This window comes from Sandaracinus amylolyticus (assembly GCF_000737325.1).
Classification (GTDB): Bacteria; Myxococcota_A; Polyangia; order Polyangiales; family Sandaracinaceae; genus Sandaracinus; species Sandaracinus amylolyticus.
This window is the reverse complement of record NZ_CP011125.1, coordinates 8519244-8532263: the sequence shown is the minus strand read 5'-3', so window position 1 is coordinate 8532263 and position 13020 is coordinate 8519244. Positions and strand designations below refer to the sequence as shown.

The window sequence follows — 13020 nt, the reverse complement described above, 5'->3', positions numbered from 1 at the left end:
GAGTCCCTCCCTGGGTCTGCACGCGCGGCGTTGCTCTCGGCAGAGGGTGCGCGAACCGGGTCGCGTCCCGGCGGCGAGACGGCGCATGCGTCGCGACGTTCCGATGCCGCACCCGGCGCGCAGCCCCTGCGACGGCGATCGCGACGCGGCGCGCGCGTTCCTCGTCGAGGCCCGCGCGATGCCCGGCGCCGCGGGTGATCCGTGGATCGCGGCGATCGACCGCGCGCTCAGCGAGGGCGTGTCGTGCGCGGGGAGGTGATGCGCCCGCGGGGCGTGTGGAGGCGCGGCACGCGCGGGCGCAGCGTGGTCGATCGCGCGACCGCGCCGAGCCGGCGGGGCGACATGACGCGCGGCGTGCGCCCGCTCGCACGATCGAGCGCGCCCTCGAGGTAGACGTGCGAGAGGCCGCCGACCCAGTAGTCGACGGCATCGAGCGAGGGCTGCGTCGTCTCCCGATCGGTCGCGATCGTCGCGCCGTCCTCGAGCGGCACGAACACCAGCCACGCGTCCCACAGGTCGTCGTCCGGGCGCGGTCCTGCGCACGCGAACGCGAGGTACGGCGCGCGGTCGTGCGCGCGGACGATCGCGTCGAATCGATGGACGAAGCGAACCACGATGGCCTCCTGATCTCGGGTCCACCTGCTCCTACGCAACGGATGTGCCCTCCGTGAACTCGTGACCCAGAGCACCGGGTCGCTGGGTAGAAACGCCACGGATCGTGAGGGGACGCGAGCAGCCCCTTGTGAGGCGCTCGTGCGGGGACGAGGTGCGGACGCTCCCTCATGGCGACGGACCTCACGACACGGTCACGCTCGACGGGCCTCGTCGACGTGCTCGATCGCGTGCTCGACAAAGGCCTGGTGATCGCCGGCGACGTGCGCGTGTCGCTCGCCGAGGTCGAGCTGCTGACGATCCGGATCCGGCTGATCGTGTGCTCGCTCGACAAGGCCGAGGCGATCGGGCTGGACTGGTGGAAGCACGATCAGCACCTCGCGCCAGGGCGCGCATCGGCGCTCGCCGAGGAGAACGCTGCGCTGCGCCGCGAGCTACGCGCGCTCGAGGAGCGCGTGGCCGCGCTGGGTCTTCCGCCCGCCGCTGCGTCGCGTCCGGTGCGAGCGCGCGTCGGTGCGGAGCGCACGGCGCAGGCGGCACGCAAGAAGACTTCGCGGCGATCGGACCGCGAACCGGCCAAAACCGCGAAGAAGGGGTGAGGGGCACACATGGCCGTCGAGCGGACTCCGGGAGGAACCAGCCTGATCGACGTGCTCGATCGCGTGCTCGACAAGGGCATCGTGATCGACGCGTGGGTGCGCGTGTCGTTGGTCGGGATCGACCTCATCACGGTCGAGGCGCGTGTGGTCGTCGCGTCGATCGACACCTACCTCAAGTACTCCGAGGCGGTCGGGCAGACGACGTCGCTCTCGCGCCCAGCGCCGATCGTCGAGACCGTCTCCGTCTCGAGCAGCCGCGAGGAGCTCCTCGCCGAGAACGCGACGCTGCGCGCCGAGCTCGCAGCCCAGACGCTTCCGTCCACCAACCGTCGCAGGGCTCGCGTCGCGCGCTGAGTGAGCATGTCGTCCGAGGGAGCGACGCGACGTCGAGCGACGCAGCGATCGAGGGACTCACGATCGCCGCGCTCGGGTGTGCGCGAGATCCGGGGGAGGGCGACGAGCGAGCAGCGCCTCGCGCTCGTCCAGTCGGTGCTCGGCGCGCAGGACGCGAGCGCGTGCGCGAGCGAGGTGCTCGCGTGGCTGGGCGTGGTCGCGGGCGTGTCGCGCGGGTGCGTCGGGCTCGTCGATCTCGAGGCGCTGCAGTGCGTGACGATCGCGTCGGCGGGGCTCGATCCGCGCGAGGTGAGCCCGGCGATCCCGCTCGATCGTGCGGACGAGCCGATCGCGTCGGTGCTCGTGCAGCGCGACCCCGTGCTCTTCCGCGCCGGCGACACGGCGCTGCTCGGGGGCGCCGCGTTCCACGCGCTCGTGCTGCGCGCGCGTGCGAGCGACGACGAGATCGCGCTCGGGCTGATGCTCGTGTCGTGCGCGGGCGGCGATGCGCTGTGCGACGACGTCGTGTGGGCCGCGGGGATCCTCGGTGACTGGCTCGCGCAGCCGAGGCGACGAGCCGACTCGCGCCACGTGCGCGAGCGACAGCTGATGCTCGCGGTGCTCAACGCGGTGCCCGATCCCGTGCTGCTCACCGATCCCGACGGGCGCCTGCTCGTCGCGAACGCGCGCGCCGAGCGCCTCTTCGCGTCGCGCGACGAGGAGAGCGAAGGACGACGCCGCGCGATCGCGCTCAACAACATGCTCTTCAGCGCCGCGCTCGCGAGCATGGTGTTCTCGGGGCCCGAGCAGCCCGCGCCGAGCGAGCTGCTCCTGGTCGATCCGACCGAGGGCAGCGACCTGCTCTTCGAGCTGATGTCGCACGTCGTGAAGGACGCGGCCGAGGGCACGTGCGTCGTCTCGGTGCTGCGCAACGTGACGGACCTCGGGCGCGCCGCGATGGAGCTCGAGCTCGCGTACAAGAAGCTCCGCGCGTCGGAGGCCGACGTGCGCACGCAGCGGCACCGTCTCGAGCTGATCATCGACTCGGTCGCGGACCCGATCGTCGTGACCGATCCGCAGGGCGAGATCCTGCTCATGAACGAGCCCGCGGAGCGCGTGTTCACCGTGCCCGACGACGCACCAGGAGAGGCGCTGCGAGCGGTGCGCGGCAACGAGGCGCACTTCTCGTCGTTCGTCTCGAACCTGCTCTTCAGCGGGCACGAGGAGCAGCGCTACCGCGGCGAGCTCGGGCTGGTGTCGCCGCTCACCGCCGAGCCGCTGCCGGTCGAGGCGATCGCGGGCAAGGTGCTGAGCCAGCAGGGCGAGCTCAACGCGGTCGTCACGATCTTCCACGACCGACGCGAGGCGCTCGAGAAGGCGCGGCTCTACGAGCAGCTCGAGAAGGCGGCGAGCGAGCTCGAGCAGCGCGTGCAGGAGGCCACCGCGGAGCTCGTTCGACAGAACGAGCTCCTGCGCCGTCAGGCGGTCGAGCTCGAGCGCGCGTCGGCCGCGAAGTCGCAGTTCCTCGCGAACATGTCGCACGAGCTGCGCACGCCGCTGAACGCGATCCTCGGCTACACGTCGATGCTGCTCCAGGGCGTCAGCGGAGAGCTCACGCCGCCGCAGAAGCAGAAGGCGCAGCGCATCGAGGACAACGGCAAGAACCTGCTCGCGATCGTGAACGAGGTGCTCGACATCTCGCGCATCGAGGCGGGGCGCATGCCGCTGCACGTCTCGAGCTTCGAGATCGCCGACGTGGTGCGCGAGGTCGTCGCGGAGCTCGAGCCGATCATCGCGCGCTCGCAGCTCGAGGTCGGCGTCGAGCTGCCGAAGGCGCTCGCCGAGTTGCGCAGCGATCGCCAGAAGGTGAAGCAGATCGTGCTGAACCTGCTCGGCAACGCGCTGAAGTTCACGCGCGAGGGCGCGGTGCGGATCCGCGCGCGCAGCATGCGCGGCAGCGTGTCGGTGACGGTCGCCGACACCGGCATCGGCATCGCGCCGGAAGATCAGGAGCGCATCTTCGAGGAGTTCCAGCAGGGCGACAGCTCGCCGACGCGTCGCTACGGCGGCACCGGCCTGGGCTTGGCGATCTGTCGCCGCCTCGCGCGGATGCTCGGCGGCGACATCTCGGTCGTCAGCGTGCTGGGCGAGGGATCGACGTTCGAGCTGAGCTTGCCGACACGGATGAAGAAGCGATGACCGCGAAGAAGACCACGAGCGCGAAGAAGCCGGGCGCGAAGCGCGCGACCGGCGAGCACGCGAAGGGCGCGGGCGACGAGCCGCTCGTGCTGATCGCCGACGACTTCGGCGATGCGCGCGAGATGTACCGCGAGTACCTCGTGTTCTCGGGGTTCCGCGCGGCCGAGGCGCGCGACGGCAAGGAGGCGATCGAGCGCGCTCACGAGCTCGCGCCGAGCGTGATCCTGATGGACCTCGCGATGCCATCGATGGATGGATGGGAAGCGACGCGGCGTCTCAAGGCGGACGCGCGCACGAAGAAGATCCCGGTGATCGCGATCACCGGGCACGCGCTGAGCGGCGATGCCGAGAGGGCGCGCGCCGCGGGCTGCGACGGCGTGCTCAGCAAGCCGTGCCTGCCCGAGCGCGTGGTCGAGGAAGTGCGGCGCGTGCTCGCGCGCCGGCGCGCGTGATCGAGCGACCCGAGGGAGACGGAGCACGACCATGGCGAAGCAGAAGCCCCGAGCCGCAGCGACGAAGACCGCGCCGAAGACGAGCGCGCGCAGCGCCGCGACCGAGAGCGGCGTGAAGCCGGTGCGCACCAAGAGCGCGAAGAAGCCCGGGGCGGCGACCGCGAAGGCGGCGGCTGCGACGAGCGATCGCACGCGCGCCCGCAAGCCCGTCCCCGAGGCGCTCGCGGCGGTCACCCCCGCGCCGGTCGCGCCGTCGCACGAGAGCGCGGTCCGCGGGAAGTACGTCTACTGCATCATCCGCACGGATCGGCCGGTGAGCTTCGGCGCGATCGGGATCGGTCAGGAGCCCGCCGAGGTCTACACCGTCGCGTACCGCGATCTCGCCGCGGTGGTCTCCGACACCGCGCTCGTGGTGCACGACCCCACGCGCGAGAACGTGCTCGCGCACCAGGGCGTCGCCGAGACCGTGATGCGCGGCTACACGGTGATCCCGATGTCGTTCGGCACCGTCTTCAAGACGCGCGAGGACATCGTCGAGCTCCTGCGCTCGGCCGAGGGCGCGTTCCGCGACGTGCTCGAGAAGATGCAGGATCGCTTCGAATTCGGCCTGAAAGTGCTGTGGGATCGCGATCAGATCGTGCGCGAGATCGAGCGCGAGGACGAGAACGTGCGGCGCCTCAAGGACGAGATCTCGGCGCAGAAGGGATCGACGTACTTCGCGCGCATGCAGTACGGGCGGCTCGTCGACGCGACGCTGCAGTCGCGCACCGAGCAGTACGTCTCCGAGGTGTTCCACGCGCTGCGCGACGTCGCGGTCGCGTCGCGCACCAACAAGCCGATCGGCGACAAGATGATCTTGAACGCCGCGTTCCTCGTCTCGCGCGATCAGGAGCAGGCGTTCGACGCGCGCGTGAAGGAGATCGGTCAGCGCTACGACGGACGGCTGACGTTCAAGTACACGGGGCCGTGGCCGCCCTACAACTTCGTCAACATCCGGCTGAAGCTGGAGCGCGCGCAGTGATCGTCCTCGACCGCCTGCTGATCGGCGGGATCCGCTTCGTGCTCGACAAGGTCGTCGCGGCCGTCGATCGCGAGCTGAACGACGACACCCAGCTGCGCGAGCGATTGCTCGAAGCGCAGATGCGCGCCGAGCTCGGCGAGATCGACGAGGAGGAGCTCGCCGCGATCGAGCGCGAAGTGATGGCGCGCCTGCGCGCGATCCAGGAGGCGCGCGGGGACGCCGCGATGACGATGGATCCGCGCACGATGCGCGTGACCGGCGTCGAGGCGAGCGTGGTCCACGACGACGACGACGAGCGCTGACCGCGAGACCGCGATGCAGTACCGGTTCTTCGCGGGCAAGGGGGGTGTCGGGAAGACGAGCTGTGCGGCAGCGACCGCGCTCCGCGAGGCGGAGCGGGGCGCCGACGTGCTCCTCGTCTCGACCGACCCCGCGCACTCGCTCGGCGATGCGCTCGGGCGCGCGCTGGGGCCCGAAGCGCGCGGCGTGCCGGTGCGTGGTCGAGGTCGGCTGCGTGCGCTCGAGATGGACGCGGACGCCGCGCTCGATCGCTGGATCGCGGCGCGCGAGCCGCGGCTGCGCGAGATCGCGTCGCGCGGCACGTACCTCTCGCGCGAGGAGATCGATCGCTTCTTCCGGCTCTCGCTGCCGGGCGTCGACGAGCTCGTCGGGCTCGTGGAGCTCGAGCGACTGCGCCGCGAGCTCGAGCCCGAGCGCGTGATCGTCGACACCGCGCCGACGGGACATGCGCTGCGGCTGCTCGACACGCCGGCGCTGCTCGCGCAGCTCGCGCGCGTGCTCGACGACATGCAGGAGAAGCATCGTCAGGTCGCGAGCGCGCTCGCCGTGGGTCGCTATCGCGAGGACGCCGAAGACGCGCTGATCGCGGAGATCGAGGGCGAAGCGCGCGACGCGCGCGAGCGGCTGCGCGATCCCGAGCGCGCCGCGGTGCGGTGGGTCGCGCTGCCCGAGGCGCTCTCGGTCGAGGAGACGCGCGATGGGCTCGATGCGCTCGCGTCGATGGGCGTGCGCGTCGACGAGATCGTCGTGAACCGCGTCACGCCGATGCCGCGCGCGCGGTGCGCGCGGTGCGAGGCGAGGATCGCGAGCGAGCGCGACGCGATCGGCGCGCTGCTCGATCGCGCGAGCGCGCCGGTTCGGCTCGTGCCGCGGCTCGAGGGGGAGCCGCGCGGGATCGACGGGCTGCGCGCGCTCGGCGAGGCACTGGGGCGCGACGATCACGGGCGCGGGCTGATCGCCACGAAGACGCGCGCGACGCGACCTGCGCCGCGCGCGCGCCCGGCGCACCCGATCGGGTTCGTCACCGATGCGTCGCTGCGGCTCGCGCTGTTCGGCGGCAAGGGCGGCGTGGGCAAGACGAGCTGCGCGGCGGCCGCGGCGATCGCGATCGCCGAGCAGCACCCCGACCGACGTGTGCTGCTGCTCTCGACCGATCCCGCGCACTCGCTCGGCGATGCGCTCGAGCTGCGGCTCGACGACGAGCCGCGCCCGGTGCCCGGCGTCGAAGGCCGCCTCGACGCGCGCGAGATCGACGCGACGGCGGAGCTCGCGCGCCGCAAGGAAGAGCACGCGCGCGGCGTCGACGCGGTCTTCGACGCGCTGCGCGGCGGATCGCGGCTCGATCCGGTGCTCGATCGCGCGATCGTGCACGACCTCGTCGACCTCGCGCCGCCGGGCATCGACGAGCTCTTCTCGATCGTCGCGATCCTCGACGCGCTCGACGACGCCTACGACCTGGTGATCGTCGACACCGCGCCGTGGGGGCACACCGAGCGACTGCTCGCATTGCCGGCGACGGTGCGGGAGTGGGTGAAGGCGCTGCTCGCGGTGCTGCTCGAGTACCGCGGTGTGATCGGCCTCGGCGGGCTCGCCGAGGATCTCGTCGCGCTGTCGCGCTCGCTGGGCCGCGTCGTCGAGACGTGGCGCGATCCCGCGCGCACCGCGTTCGTCCCGGTCACGCGCGCCGCGGCGCTGCCGCGCGCGGAAACCGAGCGATTGCTCGGATCTCTCGCCTCGCGTGGGATGCGCGTTCCGTCGGTGATCGTCGTCGCCGACGACGATCGCGATGGGGCGCCGCGGTGCGGTCCGTGCGCGCGCGCGCTCGCGGACGAAGCCGACGAGCGCCGCGCGCTCCGCACCGGGGACGCGAAGATGGTGCGCGCGCCGCTGCTCGCGGTGCCGCCGCGTGGAGTGCGCGGGCTGCGCGCGTGGGCGCGCGAGTGGGAGGTGGCGAGATGAAGGGCCGCGCGATCTACGCGTACTGCATCGTCGCGGGCGTGTCGCCCGATCGCCTCGAGCGCGCGCCGCGTGGCGTGCCCGATGGATCGCCGCCGCGCCTGCTGTCGATCGCGGACGGGATCGACCTCGTGATCGCCGACGTCGACGCGAGCGCGTGGTCGGAGGACGTGATCACCGCGGGCCTGCGCGACATCGACTGGGTCTCGGAGCGCGCGCTGCGTCACGAGGAGATGGTCTCGTTCTTCCTCGACGCGGACGCGCTCGTGCCGATGAAGGCGTTCACGATCTTCCGCTCGGAGGCTCGCGCGCGCGATCACGTGCGCGAGCGCGAGGCCAGCGTGCGCGCCGCGATCGATCGCGTCGGTGGCTGCGTCGAGTGGGGCGTGCGGATGCGCTTCGACGAGCGTGCCGCGCGCGTCGCGCGCGAGCGCGATGCCGCCGCGCAGAAGCCTGCGAGCGGTGCTGCGTTCCTCGCGCGCAAGAAGCAGATCGCGGACGCGACGCGCGGCGCGCGCGTGGAGGCCGCCGAGGTCGCGAGCGCGATCGTCGAGCGCCTCGCCGCGCCGGCGCGCGCGCACCTGCGGATCCCGCCGCCCGAGGGCTCGCCCACGCAGCTCGTCGCCGAGGCCGCGCTCCTCGTGCCCCACGATGCGCAGGCCGAGCTCGAGCGCATCGCCGAGGAGGCGCGCGCCGAGCTCGCGCGGTACGGCGTCGATCTCGAGCTCAACGGACCGTGGGCGCCCTACCACTTCTCGCGAGGCGCGTGATGACCGATCGCATCGACGACCTGGTGCGCGCCCACGCCGATCGCGACGACGTCGAGCACGTGCTGCCGCCCGACACGACGCTGCTCGATCTCGTCGACAACCTGCTCGACAAGGGCCTGCTCGTGCACGGCGAGCTCGTGATCGGCCTCGCGGGCGTGGACCTCGTGTACGTCGGGCTGAGCGCGATGATCTGCGCGGCCGATCGCCTCCTGCCCGAGACGCGGAGGAAGCCGCGATGAGCGTGTGGTGGGCGCTCGCCGTCGTCGATCGCGCGCCCGATGCGCTGCCGTCGATCGACGGAGCGCGCGTCGAGGCGTTCGCGCTGGGCGATCACGCGACGCTGATCGCCGCCGAGCTCCCCGCGATGCCTGCCGCAGGCCTCGACGCGCTGCGACGCCACGACGCGGCGGTGCGCACGCTCGCGGAGCAGGTGCCCGCCGTGTTGCCCGTTCGCTTCGGCGCGCACGCGTCGGAGCCCGCGCGCCTCGTCGAGCGCCTGCGCGGTCGCGAGGACGCGCTCCATCGAGGGCTCGAGCGCGTGCACGGTGCGGTGCAGGTCACGGTGCGCGCGATGCGCGGGCCTCCGCTGGTGGTCGCGCCGGTCGACGAGCGCGATGCGTCGTTCGGTCCGGGCGCGCGGTTCTTGCGGCAACGAGCGCGGGCCCCGCGACCTCCGGGGTGGGACGCGCTGACGCGCGCGCTGCGTCCTCACGTCCGCGCGGAGCGCGTCGACGAGGGCGACCCCCGCGTCGACGCGTGGCGCGTCTATCACCTCGTCGCGCGCGACGGCGAGCCCGCGTACCGCACGGAGCTCGCGCACGTCGTCGCGCTGGTGCCCGACTGGCAGCTCGTCGCGGGCGCGTCGTCACCGCCCTATGCGTTCGCCGCGGAGGTGCTGTCGTGAGCCGCATGCGCGCCGTGGAGATCGCCGAGGCCGAGATCGCGAAGCTCGGCGAGCGCCTCGAGAAGGACGCCGAGCGCGCGCGCTGGAACGCGAACCCCGAGGACGCGCAGCGGGCGCTCGTGAAGCTCGTGCTGACGCTCGTCGAGTTCCTGCGGCGCTTGATGGAGCGCCAGGCGATCCGCCGCATGGAGGACGGCACGCTCGACGACGACGAGGTCGAGCGCATCGGGCTCGCGCTGATGCGCCTCGAGGAGACCATCGTGCAGCTCTGCGAGCAGTTCGGGATCGATCCCGACGAGCTCGGTCTCGATCTCGGCCCGCTCGGGAAGCTCTTCTGACGATGTTCGCGCAGCGCAGCATCTCGGGCTGGCTGCAGGCCGTACAGCGCGACTGGCGGGCCGCGCAGCTCGGTCTGTCGTGGGTCGCGATCTCCGTCGTCGTCGCGCTGATGGTGCTCGTGCCGTACGTGCTCTACCTGCGTGGGCGCGCGATCCGGAATCGCCTCACGTTCGAGGTCGGCGCGATGGAGCTCGCGGTCGAGCGTGCTTCGCGCGCGATGGCCGAGCGCGAGCGTGCGCTGCGCGCGTTCCTCTACCGGCCCGACGAGAGGCGTCTCCACGATCACGCGTCGGCCGCGATCGCGCTGCGCGCCGCGCTCGACAGCGTCGAGGCGATCGCCGCGACCGACGACGCCGCGTGGCGCCGCGACGTCGCGCGGCTGCGCGCGCTCGAGGGCGCGTGGGAGCACGCATCGCGCGATCTCGTGGAGCGCGCGGCGCGCGGCGAGCGCGATCTCCTCGACGATCCCGACACCGCACGCCCGGGCCCCGTCTACGCGGAATTCCAGGCGGTCGCGGCGACGCTCCTGGGCGCGCTCGACGCCGAGAAGCGCTCGCTCGTCGCCGCGATGAGCGGGGCCGACGACGCGCGCCTCGCGATGCCGTTCGCGCTCGCGCTGCTCGGCCTGCCGATCCTCGTCTACGTGGGTCGTCTGTCGGTCGACGTGATCCGCCTCCTCGCGATCGCGCGCGCCGAGCAGGAGCGCCTCGCGCGCGTGCTCGAGCACATGGTCGATCCGGTGCTCGTCACCGATCGTCGGGGGACGATCACGCTCGCGAACCCTGCGGCGCGATCGCTGCTCGGCGCGCACGACGGCGCGCCGGTGAGCGCGCTCGCAGATCGGCTGCGCGACAGCGAGCGCGGCACCGCGATCTTGTCCGCGATCGCCGGCGCGGAGCCGCTCGCCGCCGCCGAGGTGGAGATCACGAGCGGCACCGAGGAGCGCTGGGTCAGCGTCAGCAGCGCGCCGATCGCGGTGCGACGCGACGTCGTCGGAGCGGTCACCGTGCTGCGCGATCTGAGCGACCGCGTGCGCTACGAGCAGGAGCGGCTCAAGACCGAGCGCTTCCACGCGCTCGGCGCCATGGCCGAGCGCCTCGCGCACGACTTCGGCAACTACCTCGAGGCCGCGTCGGGCGCGGCGGCGATGCTCGAGCGTCCGAGCGCGGCCGATCCCGCGAAGCGCTCGCGCTGGGTGCGCCTCATCCGCACCACGATCGACGAAGGGCGCAACGTGCTCGCGGGCCTGCGCACGCTGAGCTTCATCTCGTACCGCAGCCCGCGCTTCACGTCCGTCGAGCTGCACGGCGTGGTCTCGCGCGCGCTCGACGTCGCGCGGCTCGCGCGCCCGGATGCCGGCGCGATCGAGCTCAGCGACGAGGTGCCGCCGGGGCTGCGGGTGCCCGCGAGCGAGAGCGATCTGGTGCGCGCGCTGGTGAACGTCCTCGTGAACGCGATCGACGCCACCGCGTCCGGTGGGCGCGTCGACGTCGCGGCGCGCGTCGAGGACGGGAACGTGCGGCTCGCGATCCGCGACACCGGCGTCGGCATCCCGCCCGAAGATCACGAGCGCATCTTCGACATGTACTTCACGACCAAGGGCGCGCGCGGATCGGGCATGGGCCTCGCGCTCGCGCGCGAGGTCGTCCATCTGCACGGCGGCGACATCCTCCTCGAGAGCGCGCCCGGCGCCGGCTCGACGTTCACCGTCGTGCTGCCGCTCGCGCACGACGAGGCATCGACGTCGCCGCGCACGCACGAGGGCGCGGCCCTCGAGGAGGCACGATCGTGAGCGAGCAGCCGTCCGTCCTCGTCGTCGACGACAACCGCTTCATCCAGGAGAGCTTGCCCGCGCTCCTCGAGGAAGAGGGCTACCGCGTGACCGTCGCGCACAACGGCGAGGACGGGTTCCGGCGGGTGTGCACGCAGCCCGTCGATCTCGTGATCACCGACGTCGCGATGCCCGAGGTCGACGGCGTCGAGCTCATCCGGCTCATGCGGCTCGATCCGTTCTTCCAGCGCGTGCCGATCGTCGCGATCACCGCGTACGGCGGGCGCCGCATGCAGGAGGCGAAGGACGCGGGCGCCGACGTCTGCTTCGAGAAGCCGGTCGATCACCCGCTGCTGCTCGACACCGTCGCGCGCCTCACGCGCGCGGCGTCGCGCTGACCTGCCGCGCCATGTCGAGGACGAGCCGCGCGACCAGCGCGGGATCGTCGAAGTGCGGGCAGTGCCCGACCGCGTCGGGCTCCTCGATGCGCGCGTGACGCGGGAGGTGCTCGCGGAAGTACGCGAGCCCGCTCGCGGGCAAGAGGCGCTCGGAGCAGCCCCACACCAGCGTCACCGGCATCGCGAGCGCGGCGAGGTCGTCGGGCGTCGCCGCGTGATCGGGGCTCGCGTCCGCGAGCAGGCCCTGCACGACCGCGCTCTGCATGCGCGCGCGGATGCCGCTCGCGAAGAGCGACGTGAGCGGCGGCGTGCGGTGGTAGACGCGGGCGACGAACGCGCGTGCGTCCGCGGTCGTCGGCATGTGGAACGCGCGGCGCACGTCCTCGAGCTCCTCGTCGCTCATGCGCGCGCCCGCGGGCGAGAGCAGGACGAGGCCGCGCACCTTCTCCGGTCGATCACGCGCGTAGCGCAGCACGATCGCGCCGCCGAGCGAATTGCCGCAGAGGATCACCGGCTCGTCGATCACGCGATCGAGCACGTCGCGCATCACGTCGAGCAGCGTGTCCGGCGTGAGCGCGCGGTGCGGCGGCGCGCTGAAGCCGTGGCCCGGCAGCTCGGGCGCGACCACGCTGCGCACGTGCGGCAGGAGCCGCGCGAGCACCGGCCCGAAGGGCGCGCCCGCCGAGCCGATCCCGTGCACGACGACGACCGGCGGGAGCGTCCCCGCCCCGCGTCCTTCGTACACGTTCACGCGCCCGACGGGCGTGTCGATCATGCGGCCGCGGATGCCGCGCGCGCGGAGCGCGGCGCGCGCGAGACGCTCGGCGATCGGAAGGAAGACCATGCGCCGGAGCGTACTCGACCGCGCTCGATCAGTTGCCGAGGTCCTGGCAGATGCCGCCCATGCACGTGTAGCGGTCGTGGAGGCAGTCGAGATCGGTCTCACAGTCGACGAGCGCGCACGAGGGCGAGTCGGTGTACGTGGTGCGCGCCGCGCGATCGATGCACGCGCCGCAGCTGCGCAGGGTCCAGATCTCGGTCTCGAAGTCGTAGTCGTCGTCGAGCACGAACGCGGGCTCCTGGCCCTCGGTGCAGGTGACGACCGTCGTGGGGTCGGCGTCGCAGGTTGCGGTGTAGCTGATGTCGAAGAGGTCGACGGTGCACGAGCGGCCGGCGCTGTCGGTGTACGAGCGGACGTCGGTCCCGTCGGACACCTCGCAGCCGGCGCTCGCGCCGGCGAGCACGAGCGTGGTGAGGAGCGCGAGACCGCGAAGCGTGAGCGCGAGAGGACGGCCGATCGTGTTCTCCATGAGCACCTCCTGGAAACGGATGGAAACGCGAGCGGCCTGTATCCACGAGCCGTTCC

16 protein-coding genes and 1 pseudogene are annotated in these 13020 nt (G+C 72.6%); 14 read left to right on the top strand and 3 right to left on the bottom strand.

Features of this window, described 5'->3' with window-relative positions; genetic code table 11:
- Positions 1-85: 85 nt before the first annotated feature.
- The gene (locus tag DB32_RS47525) at positions 86-259 is read left to right on the top strand and encodes a hypothetical protein (protein WP_157069773.1); all 174 of its coding nucleotides are present in this window, start codon (positions 86-88) and stop codon (positions 257-259) included.
- Here the strand turns inward: DB32_RS47525 and DB32_RS35975 are convergent.
- Positions 228-614, bottom strand: a complete 387-nt coding sequence (locus tag DB32_RS35975) for a hypothetical protein (protein ID WP_053237180.1) — start codon at positions 612-614, stop codon at positions 228-230. The two genes, DB32_RS47525 and DB32_RS35975, sit on opposite strands and share 32 nt — an antisense overlap.
- A 168-nt stretch (positions 615-782) precedes the next feature.
- On the opposite strand from DB32_RS35975, the gene DB32_RS35970 reads away from it, so the two are divergent.
- The 13 genes and pseudogenes from DB32_RS35970 (at position 783) to DB32_RS35910 (ending at position 11654) form a co-directional block, all read left to right on the top strand.
- A complete protein-coding gene (locus DB32_RS35970; protein ID WP_053237179.1) occupies positions 783-1211 on the top strand; it encodes a gas vesicle protein in 429 nt (142 codons plus the stop codon).
- Between the two features lie 9 nt (positions 1212-1220).
- A pseudogene (gene gvpA, locus DB32_RS50340) lies at positions 1221-1433 on the top strand (gas vesicle structural protein GvpA); the annotation flags it as partial.
- 210 nt (positions 1434-1643) lie between these two features.
- Positions 1644-3743 (top strand): PAS domain-containing sensor histidine kinase, encoded by a 2100-nt coding sequence (locus tag DB32_RS35960; RefSeq protein WP_053237178.1) that lies wholly within the window; start codon positions 1644-1646, stop codon positions 3741-3743.
- Positions 3740-4195, top strand: coding sequence for a response regulator (locus DB32_RS35955; RefSeq protein WP_083458219.1), 456 nt, complete (start codon positions 3740-3742; stop codon positions 4193-4195). The genes DB32_RS35960 and DB32_RS35955 overlap by 4 nt, the downstream gene beginning before the upstream one ends.
- A 31-nt stretch (positions 4196-4226) precedes the next feature.
- Complete coding sequence (locus DB32_RS35950; protein ID WP_083458217.1) at positions 4227-5216, top strand: GvpL/GvpF family gas vesicle protein; 990 nt, start codon at positions 4227-4229, stop codon at positions 5214-5216.
- Positions 5213-5518 carry a gas vesicle protein GvpG gene (locus DB32_RS35945; RefSeq protein WP_053237175.1) on the top strand — a complete coding sequence of 102 codons (306 nt, stop codon included), beginning with the start codon at positions 5213-5215 and terminating at the stop codon, positions 5516-5518. Before DB32_RS35950 ends, DB32_RS35945 begins: the two co-directional genes overlap by 4 nt.
- A gap of 13 nt (positions 5519-5531) precedes the next feature.
- A complete protein-coding gene (locus tag DB32_RS35940) occupies positions 5532-7475 on the top strand; it encodes an ArsA family ATPase (RefSeq protein ID WP_053237174.1) in 1944 nt (647 codons plus the stop codon).
- Positions 7472-8242 carry a GvpL/GvpF family gas vesicle protein gene (locus DB32_RS35935; protein ID WP_157069771.1) on the top strand — a complete coding sequence of 257 codons (771 nt, stop codon included), beginning with the start codon at positions 7472-7474 and terminating at the stop codon, positions 8240-8242. The genes DB32_RS35940 and DB32_RS35935 overlap by 4 nt, the downstream gene beginning before the upstream one ends.
- Positions 8242-8481 carry a gas vesicle protein GvpJ gene (gene gvpJ / locus DB32_RS35930; RefSeq protein WP_053237172.1) on the top strand — a complete coding sequence of 80 codons (240 nt, stop codon included), beginning with the start codon at positions 8242-8244 and terminating at the stop codon, positions 8479-8481. Before DB32_RS35935 ends, gvpJ begins: the two co-directional genes overlap by 1 nt.
- Positions 8478-9146 carry a GvpL/GvpF family gas vesicle protein gene (locus tag DB32_RS35925; RefSeq protein WP_053237171.1) on the top strand — a complete coding sequence of 223 codons (669 nt, stop codon included), beginning with the start codon at positions 8478-8480 and terminating at the stop codon, positions 9144-9146. Before gvpJ ends, DB32_RS35925 begins: the two co-directional genes overlap by 4 nt.
- Before the next feature lie 5 nt (positions 9147-9151).
- Positions 9152-9484: a gas vesicle protein K gene (locus tag DB32_RS35920; RefSeq protein WP_083458215.1), complete on the top strand. Its 333-nt coding sequence runs from the start codon at positions 9152-9154 to the stop codon at positions 9482-9484.
- 2 nt (positions 9485-9486) lie between these two features.
- On the top strand, positions 9487-11277 hold the full coding sequence (locus DB32_RS35915) for a two-component system sensor histidine kinase NtrB (protein WP_053237170.1): 1791 nt from the start codon (positions 9487-9489) through the stop codon (positions 11275-11277).
- On the top strand, positions 11274-11654 hold the full coding sequence (locus tag DB32_RS35910) for a response regulator (RefSeq protein ID WP_053237169.1): 381 nt from the start codon (positions 11274-11276) through the stop codon (positions 11652-11654). The genes DB32_RS35915 and DB32_RS35910 overlap by 4 nt, the downstream gene beginning before the upstream one ends.
- Here DB32_RS35910 and DB32_RS35905 read toward each other — a convergent pair.
- Both DB32_RS35905 and DB32_RS35900 read right to left on the bottom strand, forming a co-directional pair.
- Complete coding sequence (locus tag DB32_RS35905; protein ID WP_053237168.1) at positions 11632-12498, bottom strand: alpha/beta fold hydrolase; 867 nt, start codon at positions 12496-12498, stop codon at positions 11632-11634. The genes DB32_RS35910 and DB32_RS35905 overlap by 23 nt on opposite strands.
- Before the next feature lie 28 nt (positions 12499-12526).
- Positions 12527-12964: a hypothetical protein gene (locus DB32_RS35900; protein WP_053237167.1), complete on the bottom strand. Its 438-nt coding sequence runs from the start codon at positions 12962-12964 to the stop codon at positions 12527-12529.
- Positions 12965-13020: the final 56 nt, after the last annotated feature.